The 15676-nt window shown below is 69.6% G+C and carries 12 protein-coding genes; 5 read left to right on the top strand and 7 right to left on the bottom strand.

What is annotated here, in order from left to right; genetic code table 11:
• Window positions 1-103 precede the first annotated feature (103 nt).
• From JIG36_RS42155 to JIG36_RS42165, 3 genes are read left to right on the top strand one after another with little or no spacing between them, the layout of a single operon-like run.
• Window positions 104-688 (top strand): cysteine hydrolase family protein, encoded by a 585-nt coding sequence (locus tag JIG36_RS42155; protein WP_203382463.1) that lies wholly within the window; start codon window positions 104-106, stop codon window positions 686-688.
• A gap of 7 nt (window positions 689-695) precedes the next feature.
• Window positions 696-1589, top strand: a complete 894-nt coding sequence (locus JIG36_RS42160) for a GlxA family transcriptional regulator (RefSeq protein ID WP_203382465.1) — start codon at window positions 696-698, stop codon at window positions 1587-1589.
• Window positions 1590-1600: 11 nt separating this feature from the next.
• A complete protein-coding gene (locus tag JIG36_RS42165) occupies window positions 1601-2341 on the top strand; it encodes a dienelactone hydrolase family protein (protein ID WP_203382467.1) in 741 nt (246 codons plus the stop codon).
• On the opposite strand, the gene JIG36_RS42170 is transcribed toward JIG36_RS42165, so the two are convergent.
• The 3 genes from JIG36_RS42170 to JIG36_RS42180 all read right to left on the bottom strand — a co-directional run bounded on the left by JIG36_RS42170 (window position 2283) and on the right by JIG36_RS42180 (window position 7814).
• Window positions 2283-2975, bottom strand: coding sequence for a peptide chain release factor-like protein (locus JIG36_RS42170; protein ID WP_203382469.1), 693 nt, complete (start codon window positions 2973-2975; stop codon window positions 2283-2285). The genes JIG36_RS42165 and JIG36_RS42170 overlap by 59 nt on opposite strands.
• A complete protein-coding gene (locus JIG36_RS42175; RefSeq protein WP_203382498.1) occupies window positions 2972-4042 on the bottom strand; it encodes an RNA ligase RtcB family protein in 1071 nt (356 codons plus the stop codon). The genes JIG36_RS42170 and JIG36_RS42175 overlap by 4 nt, the downstream gene beginning before the upstream one ends.
• 121 nt (window positions 4043-4163) lie before the next feature.
• Window positions 4164-7814: an NACHT domain-containing protein gene (locus JIG36_RS42180; RefSeq protein ID WP_203382471.1), complete on the bottom strand. Its 3651-nt coding sequence runs from the start codon at window positions 7812-7814 to the stop codon at window positions 4164-4166.
• Between the two features lie 181 nt (window positions 7815-7995).
• Between JIG36_RS42180 and JIG36_RS42185 the strand changes: the two genes are divergently transcribed.
• Both JIG36_RS42185 and JIG36_RS42190 read left to right on the top strand, forming a co-directional pair.
• Window positions 7996-10074, top strand: a complete 2079-nt coding sequence (locus JIG36_RS42185; RefSeq protein WP_203382473.1) for a M14 family zinc carboxypeptidase — start codon at window positions 7996-7998, stop codon at window positions 10072-10074.
• A gap of 77 nt (window positions 10075-10151) precedes the next feature.
• Window positions 10152-10349: a hypothetical protein gene (locus tag JIG36_RS42190; RefSeq protein WP_203382475.1), complete on the top strand. Its 198-nt coding sequence runs from the start codon at window positions 10152-10154 to the stop codon at window positions 10347-10349.
• Between the two features lie 97 nt (window positions 10350-10446).
• Here the strand turns inward: JIG36_RS42190 and JIG36_RS42195 are convergent, their stop codons facing one another.
• The 4 genes from JIG36_RS42195 to JIG36_RS42210 all read right to left on the bottom strand — a co-directional run bounded on the left by JIG36_RS42195 (window position 10447) and on the right by JIG36_RS42210 (window position 15342).
• Window positions 10447-11370: a sugar kinase gene (locus tag JIG36_RS42195; protein ID WP_203382477.1), complete on the bottom strand. Its 924-nt coding sequence runs from the start codon at window positions 11368-11370 to the stop codon at window positions 10447-10449.
• Between the two features lie 2 nt (window positions 11371-11372).
• Complete coding sequence (locus tag JIG36_RS42200) at window positions 11373-12020, bottom strand: bifunctional 4-hydroxy-2-oxoglutarate aldolase/2-dehydro-3-deoxy-phosphogluconate aldolase (protein WP_203382479.1); 648 nt, start codon at window positions 12018-12020, stop codon at window positions 11373-11375.
• A complete protein-coding gene (locus tag JIG36_RS42205; RefSeq protein ID WP_203382481.1) occupies window positions 12017-12610 on the bottom strand; it encodes a hypothetical protein in 594 nt (197 codons plus the stop codon). Before JIG36_RS42205 ends, JIG36_RS42200 begins: the two co-directional genes overlap by 4 nt.
• 77 nt (window positions 12611-12687) lie before the next feature.
• Complete coding sequence (locus JIG36_RS42210; RefSeq protein WP_203382483.1) at window positions 12688-15342, bottom strand: AfsR/SARP family transcriptional regulator; 2655 nt, start codon at window positions 15340-15342, stop codon at window positions 12688-12690.
• Between the last annotated feature and the right edge of the window lie 334 nt (window positions 15343-15676).

A 15676-nucleotide genomic window follows, 5' to 3' on the forward strand; every position in this document is an offset into this window, starting at 1 on the left:
GCGTCGCTTTCGCCCGGACGCCTCGGGCGACCGACCGGATCGTTCCGCCTCGGGTCGCGATGGTGTCTGTCCGGGCCCCGGCCGGACGGCGCACGCTCGGTGTATGACCACAGCCCTTCTCGTCATCGACGTCCAGGAGTCGTTCCGGCAGCGGCCGCTCTGGCGCACCCTCGACAACCCGGCCCTGATCGCCAACGTCCACCGTCTCGTCGAGGCCGCGCGGGCGTCCGGCGACAAGGTCGTCTGGGTGCTGCACGCCGAGCCCGGCACCGGCAACCTCTTCGACCCCGCGAGCGGACACGTCCGGGTCGTCGACGACCTGCAGCCCGCCAAGGACGAACACGTTGTCGTGAAGACCTCCCACAACGCTTTCAGCACGACCAACCTGCAGCAGTACCTCACCGCAAGTGGGGTGACCGCCGTGACGGTCTGCGGACTGCGTACCGAGCAGTGCGTCGAGACCACGTCCCGGGTGGCGTCCGACTTCGGCTACGACGTCACCTTCGTCACCGATGCCACCGGCACGTTCCCGATCCCGCACTGGACCGCACCGGCCGACCAGACCGTGGCGGAACTGCTGGCCGACCCGCGTACGCTGTCGGCCGCGGACGTGGTGTCCCGCACCGAGTACGCGCTGGCCGGCCGGTTCGCCGCCGTACGCCGCGTGGACGACTATCTGGGAGGGTGACCGGATCGTGCGCCGGGTGGTGTTCGTCCTGACCCCGCGGCTGCACCTGCTCGACTTGGCCGGACCGGCGCAGGTGTTCTCGACCGCGCCCGGCTACCGCCTCGACTACGTGGCCGAGTCGCCGGCCGTGCCGTCCTGGCAGGGCGTGACCCTCCAGGCGTCGGTCGAGTGGCCGGCACTGACCAGCGACGACCTCGTGCTGGTGCCGGGCTGGCGCGACGGGTACGGGCCGGTCGGGCCGGCCATGCTGCGGCGGGTCGCGGACCACCACGCCGCCGGGGGCACGGTGGCCAGTGTCTGCTCGGGCGCCGAGGCGCTGGCCCGGGCCGGGCTGCTCGACGGGCGGCGCTGCACCACCCACCACGACCTGCAGGAGCGACTGGCGCGGGAGTTTCCGCGGGCCACGGTCGTACGGGATGTGCTCTATGTCAGTGACGACCGGGTGGTGACGTCGGCCGGGATCGCGAGCGGCATCGACCTCGCGCTGCACCTGGTGGCGCAGCGCCACGGCCCGGCAGTGGCGGCCCGGGTGGCACGCGAGATGGTCGTCTACGCCCGGCGCAACGGCGACGAGCAGCAGGCCTCGGCCATGCTGCGCCACCGCGGACACCTCAGCGACGTGGTGCACCGCGTGCAGGACAGGATCGACGCCGAGTTCACGCAGCCGCTCCCGCTGGGGTCGCTGGCGGCCGGCGCGGGTGTGAGCGAGCGGACGCTGACCCGGCTCTTCGACGCCGCGACCGGCCGGACACCGCTGCGCTACCAGCAGCAGCTCCGCGTCGAACGCGCCGAATACCTGATCGGCCACGGCACCACGGTCGAGGCGGCGGCCCGCGCGGTCGGCTTCGGCGACGCGCGCATGCTGCGCCGCCTGCGTAACCGCCGCCCCGGAACTCAGTAGGGTTCGCTTCTATGAAGGTGCACGAAGAGGACGTACGGATCCCCGGGGCCGGTCACGAGATCCGGGCCAAGGTGCTCACGCCGGCCGGCGGCGGGCGGTGGCCGGGGGTGCTGCTCTACTCCGACATCTTCCAGCTGACCGAGTCGACGCTGCGGACGTGCCGCCGGCTGGCCGCGGCTGGGCTGATCGTGTGCGTGCCCGAGATCTATCCGCGCGGCGAGCTCGCGGGCGTGGCGCTGGAGTTCGACGACGAGGGCAAGGCGGCCGGGCTGGCCGGGGCGGCGTCGATGACCACGGCCGAGTTCGACGAAGACCGCGCGAGCGTTCTCGACCACCTGGCCGCGCGGGACGACGTCACCAGCGTGCACGCGGCCGGTTACTGCCTCGGGGGCCACCTGGCGTTCCGGGCCGCGTTCGACGGGCGGGTCGCCTCGACCGTCTGCTTCTATCCGACCGGCCTGCACAACGGCTCGCTCGGCCAGGACCAGGCCGACTCGCTGTCCCGGTCGGCCGACATCCACGGCCGCCTGATGATCATCTTTGGCTCGCGGGACCCGCACGTGCCCGCGGCCGCGCGCGTCCAGATCCTCTCCGCGCTCTACGAGGCGGGGCATGAGGACCTGGAACTGCACGTCTACGCGGGCGGTGAGCACGCGTTCATGCGCGACGTCGGCCCCCGCTACGACCCCGCCCTCACCGACCTCGGCCTGACCGAGGCGGTGTCTTTCCTCCACGGGCGCTCGGTGGGCTGACCGGCCTCTCCACACGGGTCGGATTTCCCCGTACGAGGTCGTCGTGCACCCGCCACCGGGCGGTCACCGCGGCCCGCTCGGCGGCGGCGTCGCCCGCTTCGAGGCGTTCGCGCAGCAGCCGCAGGGCGATCCGGCGGTTCAGCGTGAACTGCCGCTCGGTGTCCACGACGACCACCTGCCCCGAGGGACGGTGGGTGGCGCGGACGGCCGTGCTCGCCTTGTTGCGGTGCTGACCGCCCGGGCCACCGGTGCGCGTCGCCACGATCTCGACGTCGGCCTCGTCGAAAACCGTGTGCCGGCTCGTCATGGAGCACGGTTCCGAGATGACGTACCAGTTCTTGCGGCCGGCCCCTTTCCGGAACGGGCTCGGAGCCTGCCAGCAGAGCGTGCCCGTCCAGCTTTTCGCGAATTCGGCGGCCTTTTCCCCGGCGATCTCGATCACGACCGACCTCGGCATGGGCGTCTTGCCGACGGTGATTCCGCTTTCCGCGGCCTCCTTTTCCAGCCGCCGTACGAGTTCAGCCAGCGCCCAATCGCATTCGCGCGGCCCTCGCCCCGCCGAAATGAGCAGGTGCACGCTCTCTCGGCCCGTTCCCTGCTCCCGGCTCGTTCCCTTTCCCCGCTCCCGGCTCATGACCGGTCCTTCGTCTTGTACGTGATGAGCGGAATCGTCACCGCGACCGACGTGGCCAGCTCGTACGCCACCAGGTCGCCGATCACCTGCTCGATGCGCTTGTAGGCGGTCGGCGCCTCCTCGAACAGCAACTGCCGATCCCCGCACACAACGAACGAGCCCACCGCCGTACGCCGCAACTCGGCCACCGTGTGCTTGGCCTTGCCCCGCCGCAGGGCGTCCGCACGCGACATCTTGCGCCCCGCACCATGCGCGACCGAGAAGTTCGCCTCGGCGCCCGCATGCCCCGCAACCAGGTAGGAAGGTGTGCCCCGCGTCCCAGCGACCAGAACGTCCCGCCCGTCCCCGGCAGCCGCGCCCTTACGGTGCAGATAAAGCCCGTCCCGCACTTCGACGAAGTTGTGACACTCATCCACAATCGGCGCCTCGACCACCGCACCCAGCGCATTCGCGACCCGCTCAGCCATGAGACGGCGGTTCAGAGACCCCCACCGTACGGCGTCATCGTGCTCTTTGAGATAAGCCGCTGGATCGGCCGCAGGCCCCGCGCCGTGCACCTCGGTGTGCGCCCGCAGAATGCTCTCACCCAACCCGCGCGAGCCGCTGTGCACGATGAGGACGAGGTCGCCCTTATTGATTTCGTACGGCCGGAACACGTCATCAACACGGGCCAGCTCGACAAAATGGTTGCCCCGCCCCACCGTTCCGAGGCTGTCCCGGTGCCCGGCCGGAATGTCGTCAGGCCACTCCTCGTCGTCCGGGGTGAGGCCCCGGTCGAGATCGGGAAAGCGGGCGGCCAGCTTTTCCAGGTGCGGCCGCTTGACGCGGATCGGAAAGACGGCGATGCCACAGCCGATGTCGGAGCCGACGAGAAACGGATAAAGCACCGACGAGAGCATGGCGGCCCCGATCGGGGCACCCTTGCCCGGGTGCAGATCGGGCATGCCGGCCACATGAACCATGCCGTCCAACCCGGCCACCCGGTGACACTGATCAACCGCGTCCGACTCGATCCAGCTGCCGGCGGACGCAAAGACACGAACAGACAAAACAAGAACTCCAGAAATGACGAGACGACCGACACACCTCGATGAGGCGCCGATGAAGAGGGCTGGGTGTGGTTCGTCAGTACGTCATGCCCCGACTCTGGCCGACGCGAGAGCCGGATGCAACCGATTAACGCCAAGCTCAGTCGAAGATCGCCCCGGCCCGTTCGAGCTGGTTACGGGCCGCTGGGTCGATCCCTGTGGCGCCGCGGAGGATCGCGCCTCGCATCTTGGTACCAACATGCACGTCCGCGATCTCGACGCCGGAACGCACGTCGTACGCGGTCAGGCCACCATAGGCGTCGGCCACGACGAGCTTGTCGTCCTGCGTAAGCGCGTAGCTCGTGACCCGACGGTCCGGGCCGATTACAAGGATCGGCTTCGAAGGGTTGTTCAGCGCGAGTACGACAACGCCTCCGCCTACCGATAGGGCGACTAACGTACCGTCACCGTTCAGCGCGAATCTTCGACCAGGAAATTCCGGGTAATTCAGATACAGATTGCCAGATCTGACGATCGACGGCGGAATGCCGTGAACAATCACACGGTCGGCATCTATACCGACTAGCCCAATCGCCAGGCTTAAGTTTTCTTCCACCAGCAGAAGCCCGACACCGCTGTCGCCGAATAGCTCGATTTCCGTGTTGTACTGGGCGGAAAGATCGACGGTCCGACGCTCAACATACGTGAGCTGACCGCGCTCCATCAGCATTTCGAAAACAACGACTGGACCAAAACCGGGAGCGCCATCAGTCGGGTCGCGCAGGTCGCTCAAGCCAAAGACCCGACCACTGGCGTTCACTTCGAAAGTAACCGTCAAAGCCCCGATCAGACTTTCTGATTCGCGGTTTCCGGTAGCCAGATCTTGGACCGAGAATTGCGTGCCAACGTCGAACCGACGCGATTGCAGCAGGTAAGATCTTCCTTCGGTTTCCCACACATCACCAGCACTTCCCTCGATGGGAATGTATCTGACTTCGCCGCCAACCGGGTCAAGCATCGCTCCTGCATGGCCGCTCGCGGTCGTCAGGTCGCTGTAGACGACGAGTGTGGCACCGCCGGAGAGCCGCATTGCGCCACTGACATCATCCGGCGCGGCGAAGACCTGAACAGGTTCGTTGGTGAGATCCCACTCATAGACCCGGTAGTCCCGACTGACGCCGAATACGAAATCGGCATTCCACAACCGTGCCAGGGCGGCAACCGCTTTCCGGTCGAAACCGAGATGATCAGCTACTGTAAAGTCCGCTTCCTCTAGGTCCGCACCGGAGAGATCGACGTCTTCGAGTCCGACGTCAGCGAGATCGGCTCGGCGCAACGAGCAACCGGCCAGGTCCATACCGTGTCCGCCTCGTTCGAGCTCGGCCTCGCGCAAGACGACTCCGTCGAGCCGCCGGCCACGCAGAGCTGTCCGGTCCAGCCGCCCGAGGATCTCGATGATGTTGGCTCCGGTGGTCCCTGATGTTTCTGCACCCAGGGCCGATGCTGCCATCAGCATCTCGACCAGTGGTTCGATGACATCACCGGTCAGCATTGGCAGCATGAGATCGAAAACCGCGTCGTCCAGGACCATGCCGCTGAGAGTCCTCGTGTGCTGCTTGGCATCCTCGGGCAGCCATCCGCCGGCCGTCACCCGGACGTCAATTTCGATGCTGGGCAGCTTGGACCAGCGGAAGGACGGGGCCTCGGTCGGTTTGGTCGCGCCGACCAAGGCCATGAAGTCGGTGTTCATGATGCCGAGCTCGGCCGCGATCTTGTAGGCCGCGAAGAACTCGAGCAACGACCGGTGGGCTGGTGTGTAGTCACCTTCGGCGTTCCGGACCAGCATCGTCTGGCCGAGCATGTCGTAGTGCCAATGGTCGAGGTCGCGCTGTTCCTGCACGGCCGGCCCGAACCAGGCGCGGATGTGATCAGGGATCGCACGGTAGTTGATGCTCAGCATCGACTCCGTGAGCATGAACCAGGACAGCTCGCAGAGGAAGAACACCTTGTCGGCGAGCGAGGTGAAGGTGCGCTCGGCCCGGATGTCGGCGTCGATCTTGTGCTGGACCGCGTAGAGATAGACCCGCGCGATGTCGACCTTCGCACCACCTTCGATTCTCGGGAGCGCGGTGAGAACGAGGTCGGCCATAACCGGCCGACGCATCAGATCGACGAGGTCCTTGTTCCGCAGGATCGTCTCCCGGGTCTCCTCGGTTGTCAGCCGTTCGAGCATCTGGAAGATCTGGTCGTCGTCGAACGGCTTCAGCTCTACCACCTCGAACTGCGGTGGCTCACCGGTCAGAGCCGCGGTCGACGCGACCAGCCGAGCGCCGAGCAGGTTGCGGCCCTCCTGTGCCTCCGGGAAGTGCTCGGTGCGGCAGGTGAGCAGCACCTTCGAGCCGGGCACGACGGCCCGGGCCAGCTCCCAGAAGTTGTTGATCATCGCTTGGCGGTCGACCCGCGCGGCCATCTCGTCGAAGCCGTCGAAAATCAGCAGCAGGCGGCCCATGCGGTTCAGGGTCTCGAAGACGCGGTAGCCGTTCGGCAGGATCTCGTGCTTGCGGAAGAAGAACTCGGAGAACAGGGACTCCAGGCTGACCGCCTTGGCGTAGTCGCGCAGCGGGATCACCAGGGGCAGGCGGGGACGCTTACGGCCCGCAGCTTTGGCGGCCCGCCACTCCTGGGCGACGGTGTAGGCGAAGTGCAGGCTGAACCAGCTCTTGCCCATGCCGAACTCGCCCAGGATGGACAGGTGTTCCTTGGCGTTGTCGTCGACCCACGCCCGTACGTAGTCGTCGAGCCCGCCCTCGCGCCACGAGTAGTGACTCGACGCGGCGACGCGGCCGGTCCGCTTGTCCGGTTCTTCCTTGAAGCAGGACAGCGGCACGTATCGCTGGTCGATCCCGCGGCTGCGGACCTCGTTCTCCAGCCAGGTCAGGTACGGCTCGAAGTCGGCTCGCTCGTCGATCAGCTCGTCGAGCGTGTAGCAGTAGATCTGGTCCAGATCCTCGTCGGCGACCCTCGCGGCCGGGCTGATGCGCTGGGGAACGATCACCCAGCCCTCGGCCGCGTGGTGGGTCGCCACTAGGCCGGCGGCCCGCTCGACGTCCGGCGCATTCAGTTCGCCGCTCCGGCCGAGCACCAGGACGGTCTCGAAGCCGCGGCGGGCCGGCACGCGAACGAGCCAGACGAACTCGTCCGGGCCGCTCTCCGGCTCCGACAGGATCTTGTATTCCACGGCGGCGAACCATTCGCGCACCTCGTAGGCCAGGTGGCTCAGCGGAGACCGGTCAGGACCCTCCTGGCGCAGGATCTCCTCCCGCGAGTTCATCCTGTCCAGGCGCTTGACCAGCGTGGACAGTGACTCCTGAACGTCGCGCACACCGCCCTTGACGTCCCGAACCTCCCGCTCCATGCGCGTCTCAGCGGCCGTTCGGGTGCGGTCGACGAGACGGTTGAAGACGACGGAGAAGCCGGTGACCTCGCGGGCCAGGTTGTAGTCGATGCGGCCGAGTGCACCGGTCTCGTCGTTCCACTGCAGAATCTCGTCGATCTCACGGTCGAGATGGGCCGCCTCGCCGGTGGCGAAGGACTTCTCGAACGCCGCTCGCACGTATTCGTTCTGAAAGAGACGGAGCACCGGCTCGGGTTTGCCGTAGCAGTACTCGACGACGGTGTAGGTGTAGACGCCACGGAAATCAGATGGCGGAACCTCGGGCGCCAGACCGGCCTTGCGCAGTGTCGCAACTACGCCTTCCTGCCGCTTCAGCCTGTCGGTCGCGGGCTTGGCGACGGCTCCCAGCAGCTTCATCACCGCGGACAGTTCTGCTCCGGACAAGGCTCGCCCCCACCTCTCGGGTCCACCGACGTCTGACTACTACCACGCTTGCGCGGCCGGTGAAATCAGGCGGCCGACTCGAACGGTCATTGACAGGAGTGCACATCGAAGTCTGAGGTAGAGAACGACGTCCTTCGATGTAGCAGGAGGTTCGATGTCGTCTCGTGCTCGGTGGGTGGCGGTTGCCACCGTTCTCGCTCTCACCGTTGTTCCGGCCGCGTTGCCGGCCCAAGCGGCCGCACCCGAAGATCCACCGGCCCTCACCCTGGCCTCGGGGGAAGCGGCCCTTGTCCGGTTCCGGCTTCCCGATGAGGCCGCCCTTCAACGGCTCGTCAACCAGGGGGCCGACCTCGCCGCGCGGCCCCGGAACCAAGCGGGAGCCGTCCTGGTCGACCTGGTTGTGGACGACCGTCAACTGGCCGAACTGACCGGGCAGGGCGCCGTCCCGATGCAGGTCATTCAACGGTCCTCGCAACGGCCGCAGCTGCGCACCCAACTGCAGGCGGCCCAGGCTGACACGCTTCAGTTCCTGCAGGCCTACTGGTGGACCACCGGCGGCAAGACGTTCCTGCAGACCCAGGTGGCCACGACCGCGACCGACGACCCGGACGTGGAGATCACCGTGACCTGGCGGACGGCCGACGGGACTACCGGGTCGTTCCCGCTGGTGCGGTTCGAGGACTCGGGCGAATACCAGTACCACTACACGCTTCCGCGGCCGTTGCCGGCCAAACCGGTGCAGGTCACGGCCACGTCCAGTCTGGGTGGGGCCTCGCGTGCGGTCACGCCTGCGGCCTGGCCGGGAGCGACGCCGCCGGCCACGCCGAGCGGGTATCAGAAGGACTTCGTCGACGCCTACATGACGCCGGTGGACGTGCGGGCTCGGATCAAGCGGCTCGCGCGGCAGTATCCGAACCTGGTCGACGTGATCAACCTGCCCAACAAGACGCAGGGTTACCGGCGTACGGCGGTCGCCTATCTCGGCAATCCGGCCGCGGCCGCCGTGGTGGTGGAGTCGGTGCCGTTCGGTGATCAAGGTATGAACGGCGTCCAGGTACGGACCGTCGACCCGGGCCTGCCCAATCGTCCACTCGCCGCCACGTACCGGGACCGGGTCTTGACCTTGCGTCTCGCCACCGACGCGGGTGGCAAGGTGATCAGCACGACGGACGATGTGGCCGCCTTCGTCACGGCGCGTTACCCCCAGCGGTTCCGGGCCTTTGTCGAGGACGGCTCGGCGGGGGTTCCGATGCCGATCACCGGGCCCGTACGCCTCGACGACGGCCTCAAAGGCACCGAGGTCCCGAAAGCGCCGTGGACCGTGCAGGCGCTGCGCATCGGCAAGGTCCGTGACGGGTCGAAGCCGGGTGTGCTCGCCTACTCGCAGGAGCACGCCCGCGAGTGGGCCACTCCCCTGGTGACGCTGGAGTTCGCGGAGCGGCTGCTGGCCAACTACGCCACCGACGCCACCACCCGGGAACTGGTCGACTCGGTGGACGTGTTCGTGGTGCCGACGGTGAACCCGGACGGCGCGAACTACTCCTTCAACGACTACAACTTCCAGCGCAAGAACATGGTCAACCACTGCACCGGCACGTCCCGCGACCCGCGCTACCGCGACTCGTGGGGTGTCGACCTCAACCGCAACTACACCGTCGGGTCGTTCTTCGACGGGTACGTGGGGGCGAGCGGCAACTGCCTTTCCGGCACGTACGCGGGCACGGCCGAGCTGTCCGAGGCCGAGAGCGGCAACGTGGTCGCCCTGGTCAAGGCGCACCCGAACATCGGGCTGGCGATGAACGTGCACAGCTACGGCGGCTACTTCATGTGGCCGCCCGGCGCCTACAAGGCGGACGGCCGGGTCACGCTGCCCCGGCCGACGATCGACGAGTCGAAGTTCTTCCTCGACAGCGCCCGCCGGATCGTGAGCGCGATCTCGGCCGAGCGGGGAACGGTGACGTGGCCGTCGTACACGGGACCGGTGGCCGACGTGCTCTATTCGGCGGCCGGCAACTCGGCCGACGAGCTCTACTACCAGCTGGGCATCGACGCCTGGGACTTCGAGGTCGGCAACGACCGGTGGAACGAGACGACCCAGCAGTGGGAGGGTGTCGGGTTCCAGCCGCCGTTCGACGAGGCGCACGGTGAGTCGCAGGAGTATGCGGGCGGGCTCGTGGAACTCGTCCGGGTGGCGCGGGACAAGGCGGCCGCCGAGTCGTCGGACCGGGAGTAAAGGCTCACATCCGTTTGGTGCCGTGCCGATAGTTGGGGTACAAATTATTGGCACGGCAACGAACGGAGGGCGCTGACATGAAGCTCCGCCAGTGGTTCCACGATACGTTCGACGACTGGTGGTTCCGGTCGCTGATCGGCCCGGCCCAGACCAAGGGCGCCGTGCAGGGTTGCGACGAGGGCGCCCGCGAGCAGTGGAAGCGCGACCTCGAGAACCGCAAGCGCTACACCCGTGAGCAGCGCGAACAGAAGCGCCTGGCCCGCGAGGGGCGCTGACTTCCGCCGTACGGGAGTGTCAGCGCCACCCGCATCACGTCAAAGCGCCCTACCGCCGTACGGGAAACGTCTGCGCCACCGCATCGCATCGCGCGCCCTATCGCCGTACGTCATCGCCCTTGAGGAAGGCCAGCTCGTCGCGCGTGGGCGCACCCTCGCAGTCGCCGGGCACGGTCACCGCGAACGCACCGGTGGCGATGGCCGTGACCAGCCTGTCCTCGGGTGAGGCGCCGGCCAGCCGGTCGGCCAGGTAACCCGCCACGAACGCGTCGCCGGCGCCGACCGGGTCGACCACGGTCACCGGCAGCGCCGGCTGCTGAAACCGTTTCCCCTCGATCAGCGCCACACATCCCCGGCCGCCGTCCTTGACGATCACCTCGGCCGGCCCGAGCTCGGCCAGGGCCTCCGGCGTGTCACCCGAGGCGAACAGCGCCGCCTCTTCGGGCGAGGCGAAGACGACGTCGGCCCGCGACACCAGGTCGCGCAGCACCGGCGCCGCGTCGAAACGGCTCCACAGCTTGGCCCGGTAGTTCACGTCGACCGACACTGTCACCCCGGCCGCGCGGGCGGTCTCGACCGACTGGAACACGGCCGCCCGCGCGCTCTCGCTCAGCGCGGGCGTGATGCCGGTTACGTGCAGGATCGCGGCGTTCGTGACCTCGTGGGCCGGGATGTCGGCCGGGGAGAGCCGCGAACCCGCGCTGCCCGAGCGGTGATAGTCGACCTGGGCGAACTCGCCGGACCGCCGGTGCCGCACCATCAGGCCGGTGAACGACTCGTCAGTGACGGCCAGGGTGCGTACGCCGGAAGCAGCGACCCGGGAAGCGATCAGCGCGCCCGTTGCGTCGGGCCCGACCCGGCCCAGCCACGTCGCCTCGCCACCCAGCCGGGCCACGCCGATCGCGACGTTGCTCTCGGCGCCGCCGATGCCGAACGAGAAACTCTTGGCGTGACCCAGCGGGCCGATGCCGTCGGCGGCGACCAGACCCATCGTCTCGCCGAAGGTGAGCAGACCGCCCATGGTCAGGACCGCGCGAACGCGACCGCGCTGACCGCGTGGCGGGCGCGGGCGGCGAGGGCGGTCAGGCTGCCTCCGGTGACGGCGTCGCCGACGAGCGGACCACCGACACCGACCGCCCGGGCTCCCGCGAACAGCCAGTCGGCGATGTCTTCGATCTTGACGCCGCCGGTGGGCATGACGTTGACCTGGGGCAACGGGGCTCGCACGTCACGCAGCCAGTCGGGGCCGAGACCGGACGCCGGGAACACCTTGACCAGCGGGGCGCCGGCGAGGTGGGCCGCGTACATCTCGGTCGGGGTGGACGTGCCGGGATAAAACGGAAGAGCGGTTCCCCGTACGAGATCGGGGTCGAAAACCGGAGAGACCAGGAACTCGGCCCCGGCGTCGGCCGCGGCCTTGGCGTCGTCGGCGGTGAGCACCGTGCCGGCGCCGACCGCCACCGAGGCGGGCAACTGGCGGCGCAGACCGGCCAGCGCCTCGAGGGCACCGCGCGCGGTCAGCGTCACCTCCAGCGCGGTGATGCCGTTGCCGGCCAGCACCTCGGCGACGGCAGCGAAATAGTCGGCGGTGGGGGCGCGGAGGATGGCGACGATGCCGCTTCGCACCACGGCGGCGGACACGGCGTCGAGGGGAACGCTCTCATCGGTCACACCTTGCGATCCTGCCCGATCTCGGCCAGTCCATCCAGGGGCTCCGATCGTGTGGGACGTCTCAGCAGGCCCCGGGCCCGCCCGTTGAGCGGCGGCGGGGAGACCGGCGGCGTGGTGTCGATGCGCAGCTCCTCGCGGATGGCCGCCTCGAACTGCTGCATGACCAGCGGCACCTGGGTCAGCAGCTCCCGGAAGTGGATCTCGGGCTGGACCCCGATCACGGCCGCCGGGTTCATCTCGCCGTGCAGCTTCTGCAGCAGCACGTGGACCGCCAGGGCGGCGCTGCGCACCGGACCCGAGGCGAGCAGCCGCACCTGCATCAGGGCCGGGCCGACCTCGTCCATGTAGACGAGCGCGGGCACCGGCTTGTCGCCGGCGTCGTAGGCGGCCCGGAGCCGGAACGTGTCGCGCTCGAAGACCGCGAGCAGGGCCACGTACGCGGCCTTGCGCTCCTCGTACCACCTCCGGGTGCGCCGCCGCCGGCCGCGCAGATAGTCGTTACGGGCGGACACGATCTGGACCGCAGCGGCTCCGGCCAGGGCGAACACGGCGGCGATGAGGGGCAGCCCCCACCACGGGACGTTAGACACGCGCTAACCGTATCGACGTCGCGCCCGCCGGTCTCGGGGCGTCGGCCGATCGTGACCAGCCGACAGAAAAACCTGACCTATCCGGCCATCCGGGACAGCGCAGCGTCGATGGCACGTGACGCTTCGTCGTGCACCGCCGCCGGGGAGAGGAGGGCGCCGCGCCGCCGCAGGGCCGCCACCCGCCCGGCACCCAGCCGTTCGGCGACCGCCGCCCGGGCCCGGTCGATGCGGGCCTGCTCGGCCGGATAGACGTCGGCCGGCGGCAGAGCGGCGTCGACCAGCACGGCCGTCTCGTCGGCGCCGACCCGCACCAGCAGCACCACCAGGTTGCGCAACGCGGCCGCCCGCAGGGTGTCGTTGCCGACCTCCCGCCACAGCGCCAGCACCTCCCGGAACGAGGCCAGCGCGGCCGCCGGGTCGCCGTGCCGGCTGCGGATCGCGACCGCCGCCGTCTCGGACGCACCCCGGAACAGGCGGTCGTCGACGGTTGCGGCCAGGCCGGCGGCCTCGGTCAGCAGCTCCAGGGCGCGCTCGGGGTCGCTGTCGCCGAGCGCCTCCCCCAGGCCGTAGCGTGCCTCGGCCCGGGCCCCCGGGTTGCCGGTCGCGTCGGCCAGGTCCACTGCGGACCGCGCGACCGCGACGGCGTCGGCCGCCCGTCCCGACCACGCCAGCACCAGCGCCTCGCCGACCAGCCCGGCCACGCGGTGCACGGGTTCGCCGTCCATCGCCCGGTAATGGGCCAGAGCCGTGGCCGGGTCGCACGAGACGAGCGCGACGTCACCCAGAACCTCGTGGATCGCGGCCGTCGGGTGCGCCGCCCGCTCGGCGAACGCTCGCGCCTCGGCCAGGTCACCGCGACCCCAGGCGTGAGTGGCGGCGGCCGCCAGAGCATCCGGGTCGGCGGCGTGGGTGTCGGCCGCCGCCAAGGCGGTGCGGCCCCAGGCGAGCACCTCGTACTGCTGGCAGCGGTAGCCGTAGCGGTACAGGGCGGCCGCCAGCGGCTCGGCCACCCGGCCGCGGGCGACGACCAGGCGCAGATCGGGCAGCAGGCCGTCGAGCTCCCGCACCGCCCGGACCTGCCCCGGCCCACGGAATTCCCGGTCGAGCCTTCGCACGGCGGTCAGCATCGCCTCGGCGTGCCGGTCGAACAGCGCCTCCCGCGCGGCGCCCAGCTGCTCGGAGGCGTACGCGCGAACCGTCTCGAGAAGGCGGAACCGGCCCGGACCGTGCCGCGCGACAAGCGACCGGTCCACGAGCGAAGCCAGCGTGGCCGCCACCGCCGCCCCGCCCACGACGGCCTCGGCCTGCCCGACCGTGAACGCGCCCGCGAACACCGACAACCCGCTCAGGACCGCCCGCTCCCGGTCGTCGAGCAGCCCGTACGACCACTGCACCACCGCCCGCAACGTGCGGTGCCGGGCCGCCCCCGTACGTTGCCCGCGAACCAGCAGGTCGAGCCGGTCGTCCAGCCGTTCCCGCAGTTCACCGACCCCGAGCGCGGCCGCCTGGGTGGCCGCCAGCTCGATCGCGAGCGGCAGCCGGTCGAGCCGGTCCACGATCTCCCCGACCGCGTCACCCCCGTCGGTGATCCGCGCCCGTTCCCGGAACAGCCGCGCCGCCGCCTCCCCGCCGAGCGGCCCGAGCTCCAGCACCCGTTCCCCGTCCACCCGCAGCCGTTCCTGACTGGTCACGACCACCCGGACACCCCGCATGGCCTCGGCCACCCGGGCCGCGCCCTCGACGACGTGCTCACAGTTGTCGAGCACCACCACGGTGAACTCCCGCGCATGCCGCCCCGCCAGCACGACCGGTTCGTCGAGCGGCCCCGGCCGCGCACCGACCGCCAGGGCAACCGCGGCCGGAAAGTCAGCGGCGGACACGTCGGCCGCATCCACCCAGGCCACCCGCGAGCGGGCCCGTACGGTCTCAGCAACCAGCCGCGTCTTCCCCACTCCGCCCGGTCCCGTGACGGTCACCAGCCCCGGCTCGGCCATCAGGCCGGCGAGCTCACGCTGCTCCCCCGCGCGACCGAGAAAAGTCGAAAACCGCAGAGGCACGGCCGTCTTTTGCGGCTCCCGCTCCGGCTCATGCCGCAGGATCGCCACCTGCAGTTCCCGTACGGCTTCGGACGGGTCGATCCCCAGCTGGTCCACCACCGCGTCCGAGTACCGCCGCAGGGTCTCGAGCGCCTCTCCGCGCCGCCCCTTCTCCGCTTCACTTCGGGCCAGCGTGACCGCGCCCCGCTCCCAGCACGGATCCGCCGCCACAGCCGCTCGCAGCTCATCGTCCGGCCCACCCTTCTCGCTGATCGCGGCCCAGGCCTCCCGATGCACCCCGGTCAGCCTGGTCGCCAACCCCCGGAACGGCTCGCCCTCGAACTCGGGCAGCGGCTCGCCACGCCACAACTCCAGCGCCGTCTCGGCCGCCCCCGCTTTGAGCAGGTCTTCGAACAGCAGAACGTCGACCTGGTCCCGCGCCACCGCCAGGCAGTAGCCCGCGGGCGTCAGCGTGATCAGCCCCGGAGTTCCCAGCGCCGCCCGCAGCCGGGCCACATGAGACTGAAGACTGTTGCGGGCCGAGGCCGGCGCCCCGTCCGGCCAGAGCGCGTCGACCAGGGCGGCCACGCTCACGGGCTGCCCGGCGTGCAGCGCCAGCAGGGCCAGCACAGTCCGCTGGCTGCCACCGGCCACGGGCCGGCCGGCCTCGAACGGCCCAAGCATCCGGACGAGCACGCGCCGACCCTACGGCTTGCCGCCGCCCCAGCCCCACACCCAGCGGAAACCCGACACCCGCCGCACTCCCGACCCCACGCCGAACCCCGCCGCGCTGCCGATCTTGGCGGATGAAGCGCCTGCCGATCTTGGTGTAGGACAGTTCCGCCACCACCTCCCCCACCCGCCTCCGGTTCAAGGGGTCGTCGCAACACCTGAGTTCAACGAGGGGTTGTCAGGTGTTCGAGGGTTCTGGTGCGGGCTGGGTCAATGGGTTGGGCAAGGCTGAACAGCGGCGCGCATATTTGGATCTTGTGGAACAGGGAGTAGGTACCGGCGAGGCGTGCCGGCGGGT

This window comes from Paractinoplanes ovalisporus (genome assembly GCF_016834655.1).
GTDB lineage: Bacteria > Actinomycetota > Actinomycetes > Mycobacteriales > Micromonosporaceae > Actinoplanes > Actinoplanes ovalisporus.

Bases quoted from the DNA above. Each gene is read 5' to 3' on its own strand.
- JIG36_RS42170 (WP_203382469.1), bottom strand. From the start codon at position 2,975: ATGAGCCGGGAGCGGGGAAAGGGAACGAGCCGGGAGCAGGGAACGGGC.
- JIG36_RS42165 (WP_203382467.1), top strand. From the start codon at position 1,601: ATGAAGGTGCACGAAGAGGACGTACGGATCCCCGGGGCCGGTCACGAG.
- JIG36_RS42190 (WP_203382475.1), top strand. From the start codon at position 10,152: ATGAAGCTCCGCCAGTGGTTCCACGATACGTTCGACGACTGGTGGTTC.
- JIG36_RS42155 (WP_203382463.1), top strand. From the start codon at position 104: ATGACCACAGCCCTTCTCGTCATCGACGTCCAGGAGTCGTTCCGGCAG.
- JIG36_RS42180 (WP_203382471.1), bottom strand. From the start codon at position 7,814: ATGAAGCTGCTGGGAGCCGTCGCCAAGCCCGCGACCGACAGGCTGAAG.
- JIG36_RS42185 (WP_203382473.1), top strand. From the start codon at position 7,996: ATGTCGTCTCGTGCTCGGTGGGTGGCGGTTGCCACCGTTCTCGCTCTC.
- JIG36_RS42195 (WP_203382477.1), bottom strand. From the start codon at position 11,370: ATGGGCGGTCTGCTCACCTTCGGCGAGACGATGGGTCTGGTCGCCGCC.